Here is a 22,066-nt window from a genome sequence, read left to right as displayed (position 1 = left end):
CCCGGGTTGACCCGGTCCGGGTGGATCTCCAGCATCGCTTGGTAGAGCTCCTCGGTGGAGGCGGTGCGCGCGACGCAGTCCTCGAAGTCATCGATGTACGCGCGGGTCTCGGTACCAGAGCATGCCCAGCCTCATCGCCGCCCGCTCGCGCTACCCCGAGGTCAAGGCACCCGTCCACCTCGTCTACGGCGAGAGGGACTGGTCCCGTCCTTCGGACCGACAGGCCGACAAGGAGCTGCTGCAGGCCGCCGATTTCACGCAGGTGCCGGGAGCAGGCCACTTCATCGCCTTGGACGGCCCGACCTGCTGGCCGACCTGCTGAACGCGGTGGCGTGACCGCCCCGAAAGCGCTGTAGTCACCCCCGTTCGGGTGTAGTGCGGGACGGGGACCACGCTCGACCATGTGTCTGACAACGTCGTGGCATGCAAAGGAGCAGCGCGTGGCGGAGATACGGATCGAGTTCGATGTTCCGGCGGAGATGCGTGACGGCACGGTGCTGCGCGCGGATGTCTACCGGCCCGGAGGTACGGGGCCGTGGCCGGTGCTGCTGGCCCGGCTGCCGTACGGCAAGCAGACCCCGATGATGGGCGTCGTACTCGATCCGCTGGCCGCGGCCAGGCGTGGCTTCATGGTGGTCATCCAGGACACCCGGGGTCGGTTCGCCTCCGAGGGCGAGTGGGAGCCGTGGACGTACGAGGGGAGCGACGGGTACGACACCGTGCGGTGGGCCGCCGCTCTGCCCGGTGCGAACGGTTCCGTCGGCATGATCGGCGGCAGCTACTTCGGCAACACCCAGTGGATGGCGGCGCTGTCGAAGCCGCCGGAGCTGAAGGCCTTCGCGCCGATGATCACCTGGTCCGATCCGGAGGACGGTCTGTGGACGCGCGGCGGCGCGATCGAGCTCGGCATCACGGCGCCCTGGACCCTGCTGCAGGGCGCCGACACGCTGATACGCCGTCACCGCACCGACCTCGACGGACTCGTGAGCGGCGTCACCGGACTCGTACGGGATCTGGACGGTCTGGCGCGCGGCGGTTACGGGGAGCTGCCCGCCGGACGGTTTCCCGCGTTCGCCCGGCACGATCTGCCCGAGCTGGGCTACGAGCGTTCCCGGCGGGAACCCGAGTGGGCGCGGTCCTGTACTGTCGCGGGCCGCCACGACGAGGTCGACCTGCCCACCTTCCAACTCGGCGGCTGGTACGACATCTTCACCCAGGGCACGCTCGACAACTTCACCGCCATGCGCCGCGCCGGCCGGTCCGCCACGTTGATCATGGGCCCGTGGACCCACACCAACTGGCAGCACGTGGTCGGTGACGTCAACTTCGGATTCGCTGCGCACTCCGACTTCATGGGCATGCGGGGACGCGTGCACGACCTGCAGTTCGACTGGTTCCAGCGCCTCCTCGGCGACGGCGGCGGCGAGGCTCCGGAGCCGGACACGGGCAAGGTGCTGCTGTTCGTCATGGGCGTCAACCAGTGGCGCGAGGAGACGGAATGGCCCCTGTCGCGGGCCGTGGGCACCGACTTCCACCTGCGCGCCGGCGGACGCCTGACGCAGCAGTCGCCGTCCACCGCCGAGCAGCCCGAGGAGTTCGCCTACGACCCCATGGATCCGGCGCCGACCACCGGCGGTGCCCTCCTGATGACCGACGAGTTCCGTGCCGGGCCGCTCGACCAGACGGCTGTAGAGGCGCGCGAGGACGTCCTGGTCTTCACCACGGAACCGCTCGCCGAGGACCTGGAAGTGACCGGCCGCGTCCGGGTGGTGCTCTTCGCCGCCACGGACGGGCCCTCGACCGACTGGGTGGCGCGCCTGTGCGACGTCGACGAGGACGGGGTCTCGCTCAACGTGACCGACGGCATCGTGAGGGTGCGCGCGGCGACACCGGGCGAGGCGGCCGAGCACGTCGTGGACCTGTGGTCGACCAGCATCGTCTTCCGGGCGGGTCACCGGATACGGGTCCAGGTCACCTCCAGCAACTTCCCCCGCTGGGACCGCAACCTCAACACGGGCGAGCCCGAGGAAACCGCCACCACGGCCCGGGTGGCCCACCAGCAGGTCTTCCACGATCCCGCCCGGCCGTCCCGCATCGTCCTGCCCGTGGTGCCTTCGGCCTGACCGGGAGCGAGGGGAGAGCCGGCCGATCCGTTGCTCCGGCGGGAAAGGGCGCTCGGCTCGGTCGAAGGGGGCAGGCATCCTGCGGCGGAGGCGATGACCTCCACCAGGGCGCCTGCCCCTCGGCAAATGCCGCGGTGAGGTTTTCCTCGGTCAGCAGACCGACCAGGTTCCGCTCGACCGGCCTGCGATGACGCGGCCGGATCCGGAGGCGTCGGCCATCCGGTCGAGTACGGCACCGAGGGCCTGGGCCAAGGGGGCACGAGTGGCCCGCCTGCTCGATCTGATGCCGGAGGTGGCCACCGAACGCCAGCTGCTGGTCAAGACCACCTGCTACGTCGCCCACGATCCACTTCATCGACGCCCTGCCCAAGACCCCCGGCGGCAAGAGCCAGCGCTACCTGCTGCGCAAACGCCGACGCACCGAACTCGCCGCCGCGGAGCCACGTTGGCCGACACCGAACCTCTGCTCGTCGAGCAACGCGGCACCGTCCGGTGGCTGCTGCTCAACCGTCCCGAGCGTCGAAAGGAGGTGGCGCAGCCGCCGGGGACGTTGTGACGCTCCGCCAGGAGGGTGCGCCGTCCCAGCGTTGGAGGCTGGCGGCGGTCAGTCCGGCGTTGCCTCTCGCCGATGACCGCGCGTCGAAGTCCGTCGTCGTGGTTACTGTTCGGCGGCCTCTCGGGCGATCTGCTCGAACTGGGCGCCCATGGCCTCGCCGAGCGCCTGGGCGGCGGAGAGCGGGCGCACCATCACCGTGAACTCGTCGATCTTCCCGTCGTCGTCGAAGTGCAGGAAGTCGCATCCCTGGAGCTGCTTGCCGGCGACGGTGGCGGTGAAGACGAAGGCGTGATCGCGGCCGTCGGGGTTGGCGATCTCACGGATGTAGGTGAAGTCCTCGAAGACCCGGAGCACGCCGCGCAGGATCGCGGCGGTGATGGCCTTGCCCGGGTACGGCTTGAAGGTGACGGGGCTGGTGAAGACGACGTCGTCGGCCAGCAGAGCGGCCACGGCGTCCAGGTCGCGGCTCTCGACGGCCTTGCGGAAGGGATGCATGAGCCCACCTCTGATACTCAAAAATATTAATAGGTGCGGTAGAGAGTAGAGGGCCTGTTGTGGCTTGTCTACAGGGGAGGGGTGACTGTTAGTCACTTTGTTGATTAATCTGTTAGCGTAGATCCATGGCTTTGCGGAACGCGGTGATGGCCGCGCTGTTGAAGGGTGAGGCGTCCGGGTACGACCTCGCGAAGGCATTCGATGCGACGGTAGCCAACTTCTGGATGTCGACGCCCCAGCAGCTCTACCGGGAGCTGGAGCGCATGGAGGCGGAAGGATTCGTCGCGGCCCGCGTCGTCGAGCAGAAGCGCCGCCCCAACAAGCGGCTGTTCTCCTTGACGGAGGCCGGGCGGAAGGCCGTCCACGCCTACACCGCCGAGCCCTTGGGCAAACCGGCGGTGGTCCGGGACGAGTTGCTTGTCAAGGTGCAGTGCGTGGACGTGGGCGACATGGAAGCGGTCCGGACTGCCATCGTGGAGCGCATGCAGTGGGCCACCGCCAAGCTGGCCGGCTACGAGCGGCTCCGGCAGCGCCTGCTCGACGGGCGCTCTGAGGAGGCGTACTTCGCCGAGGCCGAGCGCATCGGCCCGTATCTCACCCTGCTGCGCGGGATGTCGTTCGAGCGGGAGAACCTCCAGTGGGGAGACATGGCGCTGCGCAGGCTCGAACAGCGCACAGCGGCCCTGCGGGCCGACGGCTGACCGCGACGATCCCACCTGCACGATCGGTCAAGAAGAGGGGTGGGGCGGTCGTGCCCGACTCCACCCCTCACCGGTCGTCAAACTATGCCCGGGCGAGGAGCGGCTGCGGTTCCTCGTCGGCGGGAATGCGATGGAGTCCCTTGCGGTCGTAGAACCGGGTCACGCCGAAGCCGAAGAGGCCGGCGACCGCGAGTCCCACGCCCAGCATCACCCATCCCCGGGTCAGACCCGCGTCGGCCTGGGCGTCGTAGTAGAGGATCGAGCGGACGGCGCCCGTGATCTGGCGCAGGGGCTCGAACTCGCCGAGGGCGCGGTAGAAACCGGGGAGCGCTTGGAGGGGGACCGTGGCGCCGGACGTCGGTACCGCCATGGCGATGTAGAAGATCGTGATGAACAGCATCCCCGGCGTGCCGAACACAGCGAGCAGTCCGAGCCCGCCGATGCCGACAACCGCGATCGCGCACACGGAGAAGAGCCACAGCAGGGGCAGGTGAGAGGCGTCCATGCCCATGATGCCCACCGCAGCGGCCAGGGCCAGGCTTCCCATGAGCAGGGACAGACCGATCATGAGCGTGCTGCTGATGGCCAGGGTCTGGACGCGAGTCGCGCGCAGCAGCGGGTTGTGGACCCGCAGCGGGCCCATGTCGCTGTGGGTGTAGCCGAGGGCGTGGTCCACCTGGCCGCTGATGACGTTGGCGGCGAGCATGCCGCAGACGACGAGGACGAGGGAGTAGTAAAAGGCACTCAGACCGAGGCCGCTGTGCGAGTCGAGCGGATGCCCGTCCTCGATCTGCACCACGGCCGGGTCGGCCAGCAGCAGGCGCGCCGCAGCGGGCAGCTCGGCCTGCGCGGCCTCGGCCTGAGCGGTCAGCTGTTCACCCACCTGCGCGGAGGCCGACTGCGCGGCCGTCGTCGTGGCCTGCCGCGCCATGCTCGACCCCAGGCTGCCGGCGGACTGGTTGGTCAGCACGGTGAGTGTCGGGCGGACGGGCTTGCCGGCCACCCCGGGGCCGGTGAGGGCGGCGACAGTGGCGGTGAAGTCGCGGGGCACGACGAGCGCGCCGAACAGCTTGCCCTTGCTCAGTTCCTCCCTCATCTCCTCCTCGTCCATCACCTTCCAGTCGATCCTGTCTCCGCCCTGGGACGACTTCTTGATCGACTGGGTGATCTGTGCACCGAGGTCGGTCTGCTTGCCACCGACCTTCGCCCCCTCATCGGCGCTGACCAGGCCGACGGGCAGCTTGTGCAGGTGGCCGGCAGGGTCGATGTTGGCGCCGACGTAGAACACCGTGAACAGCAGTGCCACGAAGCCCACGATCACACCGTTGACGGTCCACAGACGCTTCGCGCGCAGGACGCGGAAGGGGTGGGCGTTACTCATTTCCAGCTCCGGTACGAGGAAGAGAGAAGTGCAGCAGGAGGAGCCGCCGACGTCGTCGTGGGCGGATCCTCATACGGCTGAGGAGTTGTCCCCGGCGGACGCAGCCACCGGAAGCAGGGCCGGCTGCTTGGCCTGGCGGCCGTCGCCGGAGGAGCGGCCACGCAGGCGGCGGCCGACCCAGGGGCCGAGGAAGGTGCCGGCCCAGCGCAGTTCGGCGCCCACGGTCCTCCAGCCGGAGATGCCTGTCCTCTCGGCCGGAAGGGGGAGGGTCCATGTGTCGTCGCTGTCCGGCAGGCCGAGCGCCTGGGCCACGGCAGCCGCGATGCGTGCGTGCCCCAGCGGGCCGGCGTGCAGCCGGTCAGCACTCCACAACCGCGGATCGGTCGCCGCCGCATGCGCGGCCGTCTCCGCCACCACCACACCGTGGCGGTCGGCGGCCTCCCGGATGCGCGCGTTGAGTGCGAGAACACGGTGACCGATCGGGCGGGCCAACGGCGTGATACGCCCGACATCGGGAAACATGAGGGTCGCGACGGTGGCGCCCTGCGCGGTGAGGACGGCGAACATCGCCTCGACATGGCCGGCCACCTCGTCGAGGTCGCAGCCCGGGCGCAACACGTCGTTGACCCCAGCCACCACGGTGGCGAGGTCGGGCCGCATCGCGAGAGCCGGAGCCAATTGCTCGGCGCGCACCTGACCGGCCTTGCGGCCGCGCACCGCGAGGTTGGCGTAGCGCAGGCCGGGGCTGTGGCGGGCGACCTGCTCGGCGAGCCGGTCCGCCCAGCCCCGAAGACCACGGACGTCGTCGCCGTCCCCGAGCCCCTCGGTGTGACTGTCGCCCAGGGCGACATAGCGCAGATACCCACTGCTCGACACGGGGCCGACCGCCTCTCGTCAACGCTGCTGACGGAAGTGGCACCGCCATCGCTAAACAACTAGGCACCTAGTCGCATTGTTGAATATGAAGATAGCTGCGGGCTCACCTTCCTGCAAAGTGACGCCGCTCGGGCAAAAGCTGAGGCCGTCGAGGGCGGTCCACCGCCGCAGTCCACCGCCTTGGTCCCGCGCCGACCTCACCGCCGATTCCCTCTTCAGACCTGAGCACCGACCACGGTCTGCGCCGGCACCACGCACCCAGGCGTACTGCGCCGCACCCAGGAGGGCAAGACCCGACGTGAGATCATCCGATGTCTCGAGCAATACGCATCTCGCGAGGTCTTTGACCTGGTCAGACCGGTTTCCCGCACCCCCGCGTTATAGGGGAGTCTGTGAGACGTGAGAGGGTCTGGGGCGTGAGTGAGACACCGTCGAACACCCTGCAATACCGCTTTGACGGGCCAGAAGACGCCCCGGTCCTGATCCTCGGTCCTGGGCTTGATCCGCTTTGACGGACATTCGAGATCAGGGGTTCTGCCCCGGGAGGATGTCCATCATGGAGAGCATGGGGAAGAAGAAGCCTCGCCCTCGCCGTTCGTTCACGCCGGAGTTCAAGGCCGAGATCGTCGAGCTGTGCCGACGCGGTGACCGCTCGGTCGGTCAGATCGCCAAGGACTTCGATCTGACCGAGACCGCGGTGCGGCTGTGGGTCAGCCAGGCCGAGGTCGACGCGGGCGAGCGGGACGGCCTGACCAGCGGTGAACGCGAGGAACTGGCGTCCCTGCGGCGGGAGAACCGCCGGCTGCGCGAGGACGTGGAGGTCCTCAAGCGTGCGACGGCTTTCTTCGCGAAGGAGACCCGGTGACGGTCCACCCGTTCATCGAGGCGGAGAAGCGTGCAGGTCACAGCGTCAAACGGGCGTGTGAACTGCTGAAGGTCTCCCGGACCGCCTTCTATGCCCGCCGCACCGGCACGCCCGGTCCACGCGCGGCCCGTGACGCCGAACTGGCGGCACAGATCACCGATGTCCACACGCGATCGCGGGGAACCTACGGTGCCCCGCGCGTGCACGCCGTGCTCAAGCGGGCGGGTGCCGGGTGCGGGCGGCGCCGCGTCGCCCGGCTGATGCGGGCAGCCGGCCTGCAGGGCGGGCATCGCAGACGGCGGCACCTGACGACGGTCCCCGATCCGCGGGCTGTTCTGCGGCCCGATCTCATCGTCCGCGACTTCCAGCCCGACCCCGACGGGCTGAATACCCGCTGGTGCGGCGACATCACCTATATCGCCACACAGGAGGGCTGGCTCTACCTGGCCACCGTCATCGACATCGCTTCCCGCCGCGTGGTCGGCTGGGCAACGGCTGATCACCTGCGGACCGATCTCGTCGCCGACGCCCTGACGAACGCCTGCCGGCAACGTCGCCCCACCGCTCCGGTGATCTTCCACTCGGATCGCGGCTGTCAATACACCAGTCAGCAACTTGCCGCGCTGGCAGACCAGTTGGGGGTGCGTCTGTCGGTCGGCCGCACCGGGCAGTGCTGGGACAACGCACTCGCCGAGTCGTTCTTCGCCACCATCAAACGCGAGTTGCTCGACACCACCGCCTGGCCCAGCCGGGCCTCCGCCCACACCGCGATCTTCGATTTCATCGAGGGCTGGTACAACTTGCACCGTCTGCACAGCAGCCTCGGCTACCGCAGTCCCGCCGAATACGAGACCGCATCCGCAGCCTGACCACCACACCAATGGTGTCCGTCAAAGCGGAACAAGCTCAGTCCCTCACTGGGTACCACATGGCACAGGTTGTAGAGACCGTCCGTGGGCGTCCACGTCAGTCCAGGGCGGGTGCGTAGTGGCAGGTCAGGGCATCGCAGTCCGGGGGAGTCGGCGTAGTTGGTGACAGACGTGTGATAGCGCCCGTGAGAGAGGCGTTCGACGGCGAGCCCCTGCAGACGCGGTCGGAGGGCGCTTCCGGGCGGGTGTGCTGCAGCTCCGGCGGTGGCACCGCCCCCCTGGGTTCTCCCCCAACGAGTACTTGACGCGTGGGCGTAGTGATGACACACGCCTGCAGTGGATGCGGCCCAAAGCCCTTGGCAGCCAACACGTCAAAGCCTTCGCTTCTGCAAAATTGAACGCCTCTGGAGGTGTCTGAAACGATGCCTGCTCCGCTTGATGTTGCGAATGACAGGAACGCTGGACCAGATCTTCAAGAGCGTCCTGCGTCGTAACAAGGCCGGCGGGGTGGACCGGATCGACCGTATCGCCGACTTCACCACCAAGATCCGCCAAGCCGTCGCGTCCCAGAGCCGCTATCACATCGAGGGCTGAGCGCTCCGGCGATCCTCCCCCGCTATAGGGGCGTCTGTGATAGCCCGTGACACGTGAGGAACCCTCGTCGGACTGTTACGGCGAGGGTTCTGGGCGCGGTGGCGGGCCTCGCTACGAGGAGCTTTCGATGCGGTTTTCCAGGCTTCGAGCCGTCGACGCCGCTTCTGCTTCGGGGCAGGTGGCGAGCGTCACCCGGTGAAGGTCACAGCGGCCTAGACCGGCCCGTTGGCCGGTCGGCCGCGACTTCCAGTGCAACTCGCGGCCATCCGTGTCGGCTCCATTGCCCGCGTACCGGCAGACTCCTACGGGTCCGTGACTACGTCGGGGGTGCACGTCACCCTCCGCGCGATCCTGGCAACCCTGGGCTTCAGGTTCGCCGTCAAGGGCGGTCGGCCTCGCCCTTCATACGGCTGTCCGGCTGTCCGGCTGTCCGGCTGGCAAGCCTGGTAGCGGATTGGCGGCTGGCTTTCGGTGGTGTTGTGAGCGGGCCAGGTACCGAAAGGATCATGCTAGGGGTGGTGCCAAGTACCGGGCCGGTCCCGTTCTCTCGGTGCCCAGAACTCTGCTTGGCCGCTGTTGAGCGGGCAGGTACCAGATGTCGCCCGGCTGAATCCGCTGCGCTGCGGTCCCGCGGATGTGGAGGACCTGTCGCGAGTCATCAACTGCGCCCTACGGCTGACGACTTGCTGTATGCGCCCTTATAGTCACGTCAGCACACGGAGTCACGAAATCGTCCCGCGTCTTCCAGGGGGAATGTGTGGACCCGCAGATCATCGCAGTTGCTGGTACCGCTAGCACGGCCATCGTCTCGGCGATGGCTACCGATGGCTGGCAGCGTGCGAGAGACGGCGTCGTAGCGCTCTGGCAGCGGTTCCGGCCCGAGTCCGCCGACACAGTTCACGAGGATTTCGAGGAGAACCGGAGGGTTCTCGTGGCTTCGCTGCAGGCGGGTGATGAACATACGCATGCCGCACTCGTTGCTGCATGGAACGGGTACTTGCTCACGTTGCTCCTGGCACAGCCGCAGGCTCTCGACGCGCTCAGGCAACTCAACGCGACGCTTGCACAGGAGAACACCAGTGCTGCCGGTGCCTCGCTGACCATGACGGCCCATGCCAGCGGCAAAGGCCAGGTGTTTCAGGCCGGTCGAGACCAGAACATCAACCAGCCGTGACTCATCCGCGCCAAGAAGGAGAGATGAACGAGTCCAGGTCGATGTGGGCCGATGCTTCCGATGAGGCGCAGGTGCATCAAGCCGGTCGAGACCAGCACTTCATCCAGAACCACTTTCACGCGGGCCACGTGACACCTCGCTCCGACGAGGCCGTTCAAGACGAGGACGACGACGGCGACTATGTCTTCTACATGGGGCCTTGGCACATCCCGGTCACCATCCTGCTCTACCTACTGGCCCCGGTGCCATTACTCGTAGGAGGCACCAGCCTGCGGCTTGTCTTTGAGGCTGAGCCTGGAGCTTCAATCTGGTGGATCATGGTCTACGTGGTATGCGCCATGATCGTCAGCGTGGCCATCGAGGTCATCGTGTTGAACAAGGCGCTTCTCCGCAGCCCGTGGAGCTTTGACGCCGACAGATACGTCAGAGTCCTCCACGGTCTAGCTGCCATTGGTCTCTTCGTGTATTCCTTGGCCCGACCTCCCGCTGAAGCCGGAAGCATCGGACGCCTCGCCCTTGATTGTGCGGAAGTTCTGGGGCCGCTGTAATGCCCATCGCCGATGCCGAGACGGACGTACGCGTCGATCGCTGATCGCATCTGATGCCTCATCGCATACCGTGCACGAGCTTTGCTAGGGGTAGACACCGAGCTCGTAGCGAGACATACCGGCATGCAGTCACGGTACCGTCGGCTTCCAATTCGCCCCAGGGGCACTCCGGGAGCGAGATGTCCAGGAAGCTTGCACTGCAGCCTTCGCAGCAGTCGAAGTGGTCCTGCCACATTGTCACGTCTGTTTCGCTGCTCGGGTTACGCATCGTGTGGATGTCGTGGCCGGTGCACTCGTCATTCGGGCAGGGTGCGCCGTGGCCGCAGTTCGAAGTGCCGCACGCGCAGGGGCTGCTGCACGACGCTGGTTCCCAGCCCTGGTTAGCTACCGCACACTTTGTACCCTCCCCCATAGTCAACAATGGTGCCATGATGGTGAGTTATGGCTGAGGGGGATGGAGTGGCCGACCAGGACAGTGACCGGGAGCGCGACCGGGAGATCCGCATCCGGCTGGACAGAACCGCCGGTGAGCGGGATGTCGGCGCGTTGATGGCGTGGCTGGCGCGGGAGGAGCCGCTCGAAGAGCTGCTGCGCGCGAACCGGTTGCGGATCGACGAGGGGCAGTCGAGTGAGCCGGGACCCGGTGCGCCGATGGGGGTCGGGTCGGAGATCGTCGTGGTGCTGGTCGGCGCCGCCGCCGGACCCGTCTTCGGACAGCTGGTGCAGGACATCAGGCGGGGCGTCGACGCCTGGCGCACCAACCGGCGCGACGTCGAGCACGGGCCGTCGCCCGAGGCCGACGTACGTGTGGCGAACCCCGACGATGACGGGTAGCCCCGTGCCCGCCTTCGACCCGCGTGGAAAAGTGAACCAGGCGCTGCTGGTCGGTGTGTCCGAGTACGACGTCACCGAGCCGCCGCACGGTGTGCCTGGCGATCTTCCGGCCGTCAAGCACAACGTGAACCGGTTGCGGGATGTGCTGACCCAGGGGCGGGTGTTCGGCGAGCACGAGGTCAGGGCGGTCCGGTCGCCGACGCTCGACGAGTTCAACCACGCGCTGCGGACGGCCGTCCAGGAGTCCGAGGGCCTGCTGCTGTTGTACTTCGCCGGTCATGGCGCCATTCCCATGGCGGGCCACGAGTTGTTTCTGCAGATGCGCAACGCGAGCGTGATCGCGGGCGCGCACGCCGTCTTTCCCGGCGCCGAGATGTTCACCACCGTGCTGTCCGTGCTCGCCACCAGCCGGGCCGAGCGGATCGTGGTCGTCCTCGACTGCTGCTTCGCCGGGAACGCGGGCTCGGTCTGGGAGGACTTCCGGGACAAGCGGCGCGTGCTGCTGCTGACGAGCGTGCAGGCCAACCACCGTATCGACGCGGGTGATCCGAGGACACCGACGCCGTTCACCGAGCAGCTGGTACGGCTTCTCGACCGGGACGACGAGGTGTGGTTCGGGGAACTCTCCCGCGAGTTACGGCAGTTGATGAGCACCGGCAGCCACAGGACCGTGCGCGGTGATCCCTGGGACCCGCGCGGACGGGCGGAGTCCGACGAGGACGTGCTCCTGTCGGCACGGAAGGTACCTCCGCCCTCACCTCCGCCCCCGGCACTGCTCCTGACTCCGACTCCGGTTCCGCCTTCCCGGACCCAACACCCGTCCAAAACACCGGTGTTACGGCGAACCCGGGAAGCGCTCCGCACCTTCCTCCGCATCTGCGCCGCCGCGGTCGCCACCCGGATCGGCCGCCTCTGGTCGGTCTCCAGGACCGCCACCCGTATCACCCTCGTCCTGGCCCTCGCCGCCGCCGGACTCGGCTCCTACGGCATCTACACCCTCGCCGCCGGTTCCCCCTCCTGCGGTCCGCCCCTCGAACTGCGGCTGTTGACCGACCCGGACCTGGAGTCCACCGTGCACGCGGCGTCCGAGGCTTATCTGACGTCGGACGCGAACACCACCGGCGACGGCTGCCGGCGTAGCGGGATCACCGTCTACAGCGCGGGTGCCTCCGACGCGGTCACCGCGCTGCGCCGCCATTCCGCGGCCTGGCAGAAACCCCGTGACGCCCACACCGATCCGCAGCGGGACGTCGGTCCGCAGCCGGACATCTGGATTCCCGCCTCGGCCGCCGACGCTGGACGGGTCACCGCCGACCCGGACCCGGACTCCGTCGTCACGCTCACCCCGGATTCCGCGCCCTTCGCCTACTCGCCGCTCGTGCTCGCCGTACCGGAGGACATCGCCGCCCCCGAGTCCCTGCGTACCGGGCATCAACTGAACGAGCTGATCAAGGAGTTGCGCGGCCGGGACTCCGCTGCCGAAGTCGCCCGGTCCGACCCGGAGTTCACCGACGCGGCGCTGCTCGCCACGATGGGCCTGTACCGGGACGCCGCCCAACCGGACACCGCGGAGAGCCTGGTGCGTCAGCCGGGGCCGCCCTCCCCCACCGCTGCCGATCTGCTGTGCACGCTGCCCGACGACGACACCGTGGACAACCGGACGGCCGCGCTGGTCCCGGAGTTCCTGCTGAAGAGCGGGGTCGGCTGCGACCATACGACCCGCAGTCGCCGGATCGCCGAGTACCCAAACGACACGTCCGGCATCGAGCCGACGTACGTCCGTGTCGGCTGGCAGGGCGCCACCCGTGACCAGCCGGCGCGGGACGCGGCGGCCGAGGACTTCCACACCTGGCTCACCGGGAACGGGGGACTGGCCGTGTTCGCGGCGGACGGGTTCCGCTCGGCCACCGGTGACCGCGTCCTGCTGGACACCCGCTCGGTCGCCCCCGGGGTGGAGCGGACACCCGGTCCGGTGCCCGGGCCCAACGGGGGGCAGATGGACATCGGGCTCGCCGCCTACCGGGGTGCCAACGGGCCCGGCCGGGTGCTCTTCCTCATCGACGACTCCGGTTCCATGGAAGCCTTCTGGGAGGGGGCGAGCGGCGGACCCGGGCTGCTGAAGCAGTCCCTCGGCGGGCTCGGCAGCAAGGACGAGTACGGGGTGTGGGGCGTCTCCGGGCTGACCGGCGGGCACTCCTCCACAGAGCTGCTCTCCTTCGCCCGGCATCAGCGCGCGGCCGCGGAGAGCGCCATCGACCAGAAGGCCCGCATCCAGGACGCCGAGGCCGATCCGCATACCGCGCTGCTCGCCGCGCTCGACTACATGGCGCACCGGGGCGCCGACGACGAGCGGCCCCGGCTGATCGTGTACGTCACCGACGACGAGGACAACAACCGGCTAACCGGCGCCGGTCTCGACGCCGTACTGAAGAAGGCCCGTTCGGTGAAGGTGCCCGTCGCGATGGTGTCCCTGGTCAGCGGCGGCTGCGACACGGGCAAGCCGGACGCGCGGGTCTCCGAAGCGAGCGGCGGCCGGTGTCTGGACGCCGACGACGACCTCGGCGCGGGCCTGCACGACGAGGTCGCGCGCACCGGGACGGGAGACGACTGATGGCTCGACGGCGTTTGTGCACAACGGTGTTGCTGCCCCTGCTGCTGGTCCCCGGGTGCGGTGGCGGGCAGACTTCGCGACAGCCCGCCGACTCCGACTCCGGGCCCGGCGAGATCGTGGTGGCCAGCGGGCGGGACGTCACCGGCAAGGGCGGGGTCCGCGAGCAACTCATCGACGCCTGGAACCGGCAGCAGGAGAAGACGGGTTCGGGCTACCGGGCCCGGCTGGTGGAACTCCCCGGCAACGCCGACGAACAGCGCAGCCAACTGCTCGGCGCCCTCCAGTCCGGCAGCGCCGCCTACGACGTGGTCAACCTCGATGTGACCTGGGTACCGGAGTTCGCCGCCGCCCACCTCGTCCGCCCGCTGCCCGACGAGATTGACGCCGATGTCATCAACTCCGTCGCCGGTACGGCCCGTTGGGGCGGCAAGGTGTACTCGGTGCCCTTCAACAGCGATGTCGGGCTCCTCTACTACCGCCCCGACCTGCTGCACAGGGCGGGCGTGCGGCAGACGGATCTCAGCAAGGGCATCAGCTGGAAGCAGCTCCAGACCCTGAGCGGCGATGTCGCCCGCGCGCTGCCGAAGGTCGGGGGCTGGACCACACAGCTCGCCGCCTACGAGGGCCGTACGGTCAACGCGATCGAGGCGTTCGCGTCGGCGGTGCCGGACTTCGAGTTGACCGACGGCGACGGTCATTACGACGGTTCCGTGGCGGAGTTGACGGCCGGTATCGCCGAACTCCGCTCCCGCACCGAGACGGCGTACACCCTCACGGACGCCGTCCACTCCGACGAGGCCGCCTCGCTCAGCGACTTCGCGGACGGAAGGACACAGTTCCTGCGCCAGTGGCCGTACGCCTACGGCTCCTTGTCCCAGTCGTTCTCGACGGCGCAGCTCGGCGTGGCCCCGCTGCCCGGGCGCGCGGTGCTCGGCGGACAGAACCTCGCGGTGACCGAGTCGTCCCCACGGGCCGCGAAAGCGGCCGAGTTGATCCGCTACCTCACCGGCCGCCAGAGCGAACGCTGTCTGCTGGACGCCGGGTTCGCGGCGACCCGGACCTCGGCGTACGACGACGACAGCGTGACCTGCCCGGTCGGCGCCGGTGGCACCCCGTCCGCCTCCCCCACCGGCGAGAGCGCCGACCGCATGCCCCGCGATGCGGCCGGGCGCCCCGCGTACGCCCGTACGACCCTGCTCCCCGCGCTGCGCAAGGCAGTCCAGCGTCCGCGCACCCCGCTCTACGGCGCGTTCACCCAGACCTTCACCACCCAGCTGGGCCCGCTGTTCGGCGACGACCCGCCGAGCGACGCGGCGCTCGCGAAGACGCTGGACGCGGCGCTGCGGAAGGCACTGCCGGACTGATCACCGCGTGCACCATCAGAGCAACCGTGACGGTGACGCCCTTACGCCCGCCGTCCGCCGACAGCGCGATCCCGGTGACGTACGAGGTGGCGTCCGGGCAGAGCCGGACCGTGGCCACGGCCGCCTCCCTACAGCCACCTCACCGACCTGAGCGCGTTGATCCAGCACGTCCTACGGCCGCGCTACCAGGAACTGGCCCGGCTGATGGACGAGGCCGCACATGCCGCCGGACAGGTCCTACTAGCCGTCCCCTCCGGCTGCGGCCCACGGCATGGGTGGCGAAGTCCTCGACTACCTCGCCGCCCACAGCTCCGCCACATTGGCAATTTTTTGTGCCAACGAGGGGCTCGCCGCAGCGCGTTCGAAACACCCCTCGCCCGCCTGACCCGAGGCGTGACCTGGCGCGCGTCTACGCCGCCTCCTCGAGGAAGGCCCCGTCGTCCATCATCGCGGCGCCGAGCCCGCCCAGGATCTCGTCCATGTTCAGCTCGGTGGCGCCGACCGGAGCCGTGGGCTTCTGGCCCTCGCTCATCCGCACCACCAGGCCCAGCTTCTTGACCTTCGCGTTCTTGGCCAGCTTTGCGAGGTCGACGGAGACCTCGGTCAGCTCTCCGTTCTTGAGGGTGAAGTCGGCTGTGACCTTGGCGTTCGGGGCGTCCTTGAGGTCCTCGTCCCTGGGCAGTTCCATGCGCGGCGGCAAGTTCTTCGCGAGCGGACGGATTTCGCCGAGGAACTCTGTGATCAGCGTACGGAACGGAGCGGTGGCGGTGATGTGCTCGGAACCGTCCTTGTCTCCGGCGGTCTTGAAGTCGACCTCGCGGGCGACGGTCTCGCGCAGCGCCTCCAGTATCTGCTTTTGCACCTTGGCGTCGAGGGTGGACTCTGGCGCGGGCGTCGCACCAGGCTCCGCTCCCATCTCGGCGGCGGTCTGCTCCATCTCCTTGTTGTTGATCTTCACCCACTCGCCCTCGAGTACCTTCTTGAGCCCGCTCGCCGGGGGAAGGTCCTTCACCGACGGCAGGGGAAAGCCCATCGCTTTGCCGAGGGCGTTCACGTCGGAGCGGATGTACGTGTAGTCGCCGAGGACCCGGTACTCGGTGATGTCACCGTCCTTGTTGCTGATCTTCAGCGCCATGCCGACGTAGTCCTTCTCCCCAGACTCCCCGATCGGCTTTTTCGACTGCACGGTGACACTGACCTTCGCGCCACTGAACAGATCGGCGATCGCGGTGGGCATCTCCTCACCGGGCTCCGGATCCATCGAGGCGTCCAGCGCCTTCAGACTCCGGGCGTCCGTGTCGAGATCGAGCTCGAAGGAGATCGTCTTCTCCTTGGCGAGCTTTTCGACGGCCTCGTCGAGCTTCTTCCCGGCGGTGAGCTGCTCCACGGTGCCGCAGGCTGCGGAACCCGCCAGGACGGCGCCGACAACTGCGGTGGCAGTCAAGGTCTTACGTATGGCGGTGATGATGGTCTCCTCGTCAGTACGATCACAACGTGATCATCGACGAAGACTCGTGACGTCAACAAATGGTTGTCCCCCGCGTGAGCGACGTCGACCGGGCGATGGGCCCCACGAGTTCGACCTGCTTCCGGCTGTCGGTCTGGGTCTTAAAGAGCGCATCGTGCGCCGCCGGACGCGCGAGCACGGCCACCGTCTCGTAAAGCTGTTTTGTGGACAGGGCCGTCTCCGGCACGGTCGCCGGCGAGGAGCGCCCAGAGTTGGCCACCGGCCCTCCGTCGAACACCGCTCGCACAAGGGCCTGAACAACCGGGCGGAGAACAGCCACCAGCCCACCAGGCAGCGGCGAACGCCCGACGACGACGTCTTCGACTACGGCGTCGACTGACGCCCACCAGCACGGGAAGGGATCACCGCATGTCCGTCCCCACCGCCCCGCACCGCGCGTACGGTGGCGATACGACCCGCCAGGAGGATCCGATGAGCGCGCAGCCCGAGGAAGCACCCGCCCCGCCGGCCCCCGCGGCCGCCGCCCAGCTACTCCAGGAGCTGCGCGCCGACCGGCGTGCCGACACGTGGGTGCCGGCCTTCGAGCGGGACTGGGCGAAGGCCCTGGAGGACTCCCGCCACACCTACAGCCTCACCCCACTGCACGATGTCGTGCGCGCCTGGCAGCTGCGCCTCGCCGCGGCCCCGGCCGTCGACGCGTACATGGACTCCGGCCGTGACGAGACCGGCTTCGTGGACCTGGCCGACGTCCTCGGTGCCCGCCCGTGACCGATCAGCCGTGGGGCACCAACCACACCCGGCTGCCGGCCCAGCCGCGCACCTCCGCTCCTTCGTCGGCCCAGCCGAACAGCTCGTATGTCCCACGCTGGGGTTCTCCGAACAGCCCCTCCGCCTCAGCGCAAACGCCCCAGGCATGGCCGTGCTCCGTTCCGGTCAGCGTGTATCGTGCCCGCCCGCGATCGTTCTCATCCTCATGCACGGTGGACAGCATGCCCGGACCCGCCATTCGTGGCGCAGCCCTTTTCCGCACGGCCGAGGCGAAACCCTGGGCCGCCGAAGTGAAGTGCGATCCGTGAGAGCCACGCCGTAGCGTCCTGGGATGAGCAGCTTCAACACACACCGGAGACGGGTCCACGACGAGGGCCTGCCCGCGCGTGTCCGGCATACGAATCTGAGGGCCTGCCTCGTCCATTTCGCGCCCTACGGTTTCCGAGCCACTTACCACTACCTCTGCGTCAGCGCGGCGATTCCCAAGGATCTGGAGAAGGATCCGAGCTCGCTGATGCGATCCGTCGAGGAGCTGCACCACGCCCGACAGCTCTGGCTCGCCGATGAACGTACCTACGCCTGCAGTCACCGAGCGGACAAGGCGCGTGGCTTTCGGCAGGTGAAGGCAGACGAGTCCTGGCGGGACTGGCGGCGTGGGTGGGGGAACATCGCCCACTGTCCCGAGCCCACAATCCATCCCGACGAGCCGCTGCCCGTGGTCGTCGAGCGGGTGCTCCGTTCGTCGGTCCCGCCCGATGAAGCTCCTGTCCTGACGTGCCGTGTATGCGGTAGCCGGGACAACACCAGCGCCTGGCACGACGGCGTTCACCGGATCCATCAGTTGTGCAGGGAATGCGGGGTCAGCCTCGCTGTGCAGCGGGCCGATGCGACCGACTCACTGTTGGCGGCCGATTACACCCGCCAGTGGAAGGAAATCTGGAGGCTGCGCAACGAATCTCCTCGCAACCCGAACTGAGTCGGGTGTGGCTCCTCTGTAACGAGCGGGTATGCCGTGCGATGTTGCCGTTCATGGTCGGACGGCGGATCGTCGTGTCCCGGCACGTCGTCTTGGAGGCGGCGGCCTGCGCGAAGCCGACCCGGGCATCCACCGTGCGGTGCCACTGCTGGCCGCCCTCGACCGCCTGCAGCAGGGGCGATCAGGGCCTGGCGGCCACCGGCCCGGCGCCACCGCGCGGGCCCCGGTCACCACTGGATCGTCCCTGGGACCGACGGCGGCGCCTCCCGTGCCGTGACCGTCTCGCGTGCCGACGCGCGGACGTCGGGGTGTGCGTGCCGGCGCAGGGTGCGGAGCTGGCCGCGCCACGGCTCCGTCCACCGAGAGCGGCTGCCGCCGGAGACGGTGAGCCTGATGGCGAACAGGCCCTGGACCAGGCCCGGTTCCGCACCCAGCGTGCGGGCGGTCTCCAACCACGCGTCTGGCGCGGGGCCGCTGATCGCGCTGAGCCGCGAGCTGAGCCCTTCGGCGATGTCCCGGGCGAGCAGCGGACGTCCTTGGCAGTCGGCAGCCAGTCGGCGCAGGCCCGACGACAACTCGGTGGCGTCCTTGTTCAGTTCGAGGGCGTACAGCCGGAGTTCGGCGACGGAGCGCGCGAAATTCTCGTGCCCGGCGGCGGTGTCGGCGGCGCGCAGCAGCACGTCCGCCGTCGGCCGGCCCCCGCCCCGGTAGCGATGGTGAAGCAGGAGGTGGTGCAGCAGGCCCGTGGCCCGCTGCTGGGCCGGCTGGTCGCGTTCGGGCTCGGCGTCGGACTGGTCCGGGTCTCCTGTGGCTTCCAGCATCGCCCGCAGGGCCCGAAGGTACGGGCCGTCGTCGTCCGCCGCGAGCTCCACCAGCTCCTGCCCGGCCATCGCCCACACCGCCCGATCGGCAAGGTCCGTGGTGGCGGCCACCAGCATCTCGGCGATCTCCGGATGCCACGGTGCCCATTCCGCCAGTATCGGGAACAGCGCCGCAGCCGTTTCCGGTTCGAGCGGCTCGCAGGCGTGATGCAGCAGCCCTGCGTATTGGGCCCGATGCTCCTCGTCCACCTCGGCCACGGCCGCCCGTGCCAGCTCCTGGCGGAGCTCCGTGCGTCCCTGCGCGGCCGACTCCAGCATGGGCCAGCTGGCCGGCTCCGCCAGCATGCCCTGGGCGAACGCGACGCACACCGACTGCACGTCGTGGTGCTGCCCGGGCAGCTCGAACGCTTCCCGCAGCAGCGGCGCCGCCTGCGCCGGGGGCAGCATCGTCGCCGCGAGGCGCACCGCCTCCTTGCGGCTGGTGACCTTCACCATCCGCGGGTCCTTCGGCGTGAGCAGCCTGCGGAGCTCCGCGGCGAGCCGCGACGGCGCGACGTACTGCGCGGCCCGCGTCGCCGCGTAGACCGCGACCCGGGCGCGGTCGCCGCCCGCGTGCTCCAGCAGCAGCGGCAGCAGCTCGTCGGGACGGTCGGTCCACGGCAGTGCGCCGAGGGCCGCCTCCGCCAGCGGGACGTTCGACGATCCCGTGTAGCGGCGGACGACTTCCAGGCCCGCCTCCGGGATCACTGCCGCCGCTGCGAGGGCTTGGACGCGCACATGCACCGGCTGCCCCGCGTCGCCCGCTGTGCGCGCGAGCAGCTCCGCCGCCGCCCGCTGCTGGCGCGGCACCCAGCGGTGCGCCCGGTAGGTGCGTGGCGTCCAGTGGCTGCGGGCGGTCAAGAAGCGGCCGTACGGTGGGGTGTCGGCCAGCAGCGGGTCGAGCAGGTCCGTACGTCGCCCCGTCAGGACTCTCAGAACGGACGGCAGGACGGCGGCGGACGGCTCCAGCCGCACGATCCGCTCCACTCGCTCGTCACGCCCCTTCGGCTGCTCCAGCCAGAGGTCGACGGCAGTGCGGACGGACGCGTCGTCTCCGAACTGGACGGCCTGCCACAGGTACTCCTGGAGTTCGGCCATCCCCCACGCGCGCCGCCCGAGTGCCCGTACGAGTGCGAAGACGAGCGAGTAGTCGGCCTTGTCGGTGGCGGCCTCCAGCCACGGCCGTAGCGCCGCCAGCACCTCGTACTCCTGGCCGCGCCGCAGCACGATGTCGAGGCGGCCGACGTTCGCGCCGCCGGTGTGGCCGGACAGCCGGGTGAGGGTGTCGAGGGCCCAGCCGATGAGCCGCGTGCCGCCCGTGACGGCGTGCTCGCGCAGCACGGACAGGGCGAGCGTGCTGAGCGCGTGACGGGTGCTCCAGGAGGAGTCGCGGGCTTCGACGGCGTCGATGGAGATTCGTCCGAGGTCCTCGGCGGCGTCCTCCGCGAACATTGAAGGGGGCACCTCTGCCAGTGCGGAGAGGGCGGCGCTGCGGACCGGGTCCTGTTCGTTGCGCAGCCGCAGCAGCGCACGTAGCAACCGGCTCACTTCCTGTGGGTCGCGGGAGCGTGCTGCGTTGCGGACGAGCAGTGGGTACGCCGTGGCGCGGTCGTCCGCGGCGGAGCGGCGGACGGCGGTGAGAAGGTCGTCACGGACCTCGTCCGGCGGCAGATAGGCGGCTGCCGTCAGTATCCGCGCCCAGGGCGCGCCCCTGCCGCGGGCCAGCGTCGCCATCCGCCGAGCCTCGGCAGTGCGCCGCTCGTACGGCAGTACGTCGAGGAGAGCGGGGCTGAGGTCCGCGTGGGTGAGGTCCTTGCTCTCCATCGCCGCGTCGAACAGGGCGCCGCGGCGGGAGGGTGGCAGGCAGGCCAGCAGCTGGGCGAGAGCGGGTGCGTTGTTGTTCCAGGCGCAGGCGAGGTCGGTGAGTTCCGCCGGGGCGTGGCGGACGAGGCGGCGCAGCACGGCGGGTTCGAGGTGGCCGCTGTTCAGCCGGGACCTCAGCTTCGGGCGTAGCAGCAGCCGTATCGTGCGGCCGGGATCCGCCTCGACCAGGAGGTGCAGCTTGCGGTCCACGGGCATCGGCAGCGTCTCGTAACGCTCGAGCACAGCCAGCACGCCGAGCGGATCCCGTTCGGCGAGGAGCGCGAGCGCGTCCGCGCGGGAAGCCAGCCAGCCGTCCCGTACGACGGCTGGGAGGGTGTCGAGCTGCCGCTCCATCTCGGCGAGCAGCAGAGCGGGATGGCGGGCGGCGAGCAGCCGGTAGGAGCTCAGTCCGCGAAACAGGCGGGGCAGCAACCGGGCGGCGGTCTCCGCCGTGCAGGCGGCGAGCAGTTCCGCGGCGGCTTCGGCGCCCCATCGCCGGTACGTCGGCTCGACCAGCGCCTCGGCGAGGCCCGTACGGCCCGCCACGGCGATGGCGTGCACGAGCTGCTGCCGCACGGCGGCGGGTGCGTCCTCGATGGCCTCGATCACGGTGGCGTCCGTGAGCCGCCCCTGCCGCAGTGCCCTGATCGCGGGGGCGCGGACGAGGCGGTCGGGGTCCGCGAGGCAGCCCTCCAGATACGCGTCGTGGCGCCCCATGTCCGCCGCGGTGGCGGCGAGCCGCCGTCCGTGGACGCCGTGGGCGGCGAGCCCGGTCACAAGCTCGTCGGCCGCCCCCGTTGCCGCGGCGCGCCGGGCAGCGGAGGCCAACTCACGCATGCGGTGGGGGTAGGAGAGCCGGTCGACGGCTGTGAGCAGGTGTTCGGCACGCTGGGACATGCGGGCGATTCTGCCTGGCGGGCGGGGGTGGCGCCCGCGGATTTCGGCGGGGCGGGGGTCGTCGTGCGGCAGGCTGTGTGGCTGTCTGTGCGGGCTCTGTGGCGGTCTATGCAGGTTCGTCAGCAACTCCGCCGACCGGTCGTGCGTCAACGTGCGGTTCTCCGGGGACGGATGTCGTCGTGGTGCGCGCCGGACAGTCTGCGCAGGAGAGCGCGGCGCTGCTGTGCGAAGCCAGCGTCGAGG

At 69.4% G+C, this 22,066-nt stretch carries 18 protein-coding genes and 3 pseudogenes; 15 read left to right on the top strand and 6 right to left on the bottom strand.

What is annotated here, in order from left to right:
* Positions 1 to 112 precede the first annotated feature (112 nt).
* The 3 genes and pseudogenes from QA861_RS07815 to QA861_RS07805 form a co-directional block, all read left to right on the top strand.
* A pseudogene (locus QA861_RS07815) lies at positions 113 to 336 on the top strand (alpha/beta fold hydrolase); the annotation flags it as partial.
* A 104-nt stretch (positions 337 to 440) separates the two neighbouring features.
* Positions 441 to 2,123, top strand: a complete 1,683-nt coding sequence (locus tag QA861_RS07810) for a CocE/NonD family hydrolase (RefSeq protein ID WP_334587474.1) — start codon at positions 441 to 443, stop codon at positions 2,121 to 2,123.
* Between the two features lie 262 nt (positions 2,124 to 2,385).
* Complete coding sequence (locus QA861_RS07805) at positions 2,386 to 2,679, top strand: hypothetical protein (protein WP_334587473.1); 294 nt, start codon at positions 2,386 to 2,388, stop codon at positions 2,677 to 2,679.
* Between the two features lie 102 nt (positions 2,680 to 2,781).
* On the opposite strand, the gene QA861_RS07800 is transcribed toward QA861_RS07805, so the two are convergent.
* Positions 2,782 to 3,174 carry a nuclear transport factor 2 family protein gene (locus QA861_RS07800; RefSeq protein WP_306985059.1) on the bottom strand — a complete coding sequence of 131 codons (393 nt, stop codon included), beginning with the start codon at positions 3,172 to 3,174 and terminating at the stop codon, positions 2,782 to 2,784.
* A 125-nt stretch (positions 3,175 to 3,299) separates the two neighbouring features.
* On the opposite strand from QA861_RS07800, the gene QA861_RS07795 reads away from it, so the two are divergent.
* The gene (locus QA861_RS07795; RefSeq protein ID WP_334587472.1) at positions 3,300 to 3,875 is read left to right on the top strand and encodes a PadR family transcriptional regulator; all 576 of its coding nucleotides are present in this window, start codon (positions 3,300 to 3,302) and stop codon (positions 3,873 to 3,875) included.
* 82 nt (positions 3,876 to 3,957) lie between these two features.
* Here QA861_RS07795 and QA861_RS07790 read toward each other — a convergent pair whose 3' ends face one another.
* Both QA861_RS07790 and QA861_RS07785 read right to left on the bottom strand, forming a co-directional pair.
* Positions 3,958 to 5,256, bottom strand: a complete 1,299-nt coding sequence (locus tag QA861_RS07790) for a DUF3533 domain-containing protein (protein WP_334587471.1) — start codon at positions 5,254 to 5,256, stop codon at positions 3,958 to 3,960.
* A 69-nt stretch (positions 5,257 to 5,325) separates the two neighbouring features.
* The gene (locus QA861_RS07785) at positions 5,326 to 6,132 is read right to left on the bottom strand and encodes an SGNH/GDSL hydrolase family protein (protein ID WP_334587470.1); all 807 of its coding nucleotides are present in this window, start codon (positions 6,130 to 6,132) and stop codon (positions 5,326 to 5,328) included.
* A gap of 556 nt (positions 6,133 to 6,688) precedes the next feature.
* On the opposite strand from QA861_RS07785, the gene QA861_RS07780 reads away from it, so the two are divergent.
* From QA861_RS07780 to QA861_RS07745, 8 genes are all read left to right on the top strand, one after another.
* A complete protein-coding gene (locus tag QA861_RS07780) occupies positions 6,689 to 6,997 on the top strand; it encodes a transposase (protein WP_443041417.1) in 309 nt (102 codons plus the stop codon).
* Positions 6,994 to 7,866, top strand: coding sequence for an IS3 family transposase (locus tag QA861_RS07775; protein WP_334587469.1), 873 nt, complete (start codon positions 6,994 to 6,996; stop codon positions 7,864 to 7,866). The genes QA861_RS07780 and QA861_RS07775 overlap by 4 nt, the downstream gene beginning before the upstream one ends.
* 447 nt (positions 7,867 to 8,313) lie before the next feature.
* Complete coding sequence (locus QA861_RS07770; RefSeq protein WP_334587468.1) at positions 8,314 to 8,460, top strand: hypothetical protein; 147 nt, start codon at positions 8,314 to 8,316, stop codon at positions 8,458 to 8,460.
* 757 nt (positions 8,461 to 9,217) lie between these two features.
* Positions 9,218 to 9,634, top strand: coding sequence for a hypothetical protein (locus QA861_RS07765; RefSeq protein WP_334587467.1), 417 nt, complete (start codon positions 9,218 to 9,220; stop codon positions 9,632 to 9,634).
* A gap of 23 nt (positions 9,635 to 9,657) precedes the next feature.
* Complete coding sequence (locus QA861_RS07760; RefSeq protein ID WP_334587466.1) at positions 9,658 to 10,182, top strand: hypothetical protein; 525 nt, start codon at positions 9,658 to 9,660, stop codon at positions 10,180 to 10,182.
* Between the two features lie 441 nt (positions 10,183 to 10,623).
* Entirely contained in the window at positions 10,624 to 11,016 is a 393-nt protein-coding gene (locus QA861_RS07755) for a hypothetical protein (protein ID WP_334587465.1), read from the top strand.
* Positions 11,006 to 13,627 (top strand): caspase family protein, encoded by a 2,622-nt coding sequence (locus QA861_RS07750; RefSeq protein WP_334587464.1) that lies wholly within the window; start codon positions 11,006 to 11,008, stop codon positions 13,625 to 13,627. Before QA861_RS07755 ends, QA861_RS07750 begins: the two co-directional genes overlap by 11 nt.
* Positions 13,627 to 14,991 (top strand): extracellular solute-binding protein, encoded by a 1,365-nt coding sequence (locus QA861_RS07745; RefSeq protein WP_334587463.1) that lies wholly within the window; start codon positions 13,627 to 13,629, stop codon positions 14,989 to 14,991. The genes QA861_RS07750 and QA861_RS07745 overlap by 1 nt, the downstream gene beginning before the upstream one ends.
* 409 nt (positions 14,992 to 15,400) lie before the next feature.
* On the opposite strand, the gene QA861_RS07740 is transcribed toward QA861_RS07745, so the two are convergent.
* Positions 15,401 to 16,435, bottom strand: a complete 1,035-nt coding sequence (locus QA861_RS07740; protein ID WP_334587462.1) for a hypothetical protein — start codon at positions 16,433 to 16,435, stop codon at positions 15,401 to 15,403.
* A gap of 253 nt (positions 16,436 to 16,688) precedes the next feature.
* Between QA861_RS07740 and QA861_RS47030 the strand changes: the two are divergent.
* Both QA861_RS47030 and QA861_RS07735 read left to right on the top strand, forming a co-directional pair.
* Positions 16,689 to 16,796: pseudogene (locus QA861_RS47030) on the top strand (IS6 family transposase); the annotation flags it as partial.
* Between the two features lie 71 nt (positions 16,797 to 16,867).
* Positions 16,868 to 17,227 (top strand): DUF6247 family protein, encoded by a 360-nt coding sequence (locus tag QA861_RS07735; protein ID WP_334587461.1) that lies wholly within the window; start codon positions 16,868 to 16,870, stop codon positions 17,225 to 17,227.
* Positions 17,228 to 17,240: 13 nt separating this feature from the next.
* On the opposite strand, the pseudogene QA861_RS07730 reads toward QA861_RS07735, so the two are convergent.
* Positions 17,241 to 17,450, bottom strand: a pseudogene (locus QA861_RS07730) (barstar family protein); the annotation flags it as partial.
* 108 nt (positions 17,451 to 17,558) lie between these two features.
* Between QA861_RS07730 and QA861_RS07725 the strand changes: the two are divergent.
* Positions 17,559 to 18,203 carry a hypothetical protein gene (locus QA861_RS07725; protein ID WP_334587460.1) on the top strand — a complete coding sequence of 215 codons (645 nt, stop codon included), beginning with the start codon at positions 17,559 to 17,561 and terminating at the stop codon, positions 18,201 to 18,203.
* A 227-nt stretch (positions 18,204 to 18,430) separates the two neighbouring features.
* Here the strand turns inward: QA861_RS07725 and QA861_RS07720 are convergent, their stop codons facing one another.
* Positions 18,431 to 21,823, bottom strand: a complete 3,393-nt coding sequence (locus QA861_RS07720; protein ID WP_334587459.1) for a hypothetical protein — start codon at positions 21,821 to 21,823, stop codon at positions 18,431 to 18,433.
* Positions 21,824 to 22,066 lie beyond the last annotated feature (243 nt).

This window comes from Streptomyces sp. B21-083 (assembly GCF_036898825.1).
Lineage (GTDB): Bacteria > Actinomycetota > Actinomycetes > Streptomycetales > Streptomycetaceae > Streptomyces.
Note: the sequence above shows the minus strand (reverse complement) of the source record. Positions and strands in the feature narration are given on the sequence as shown.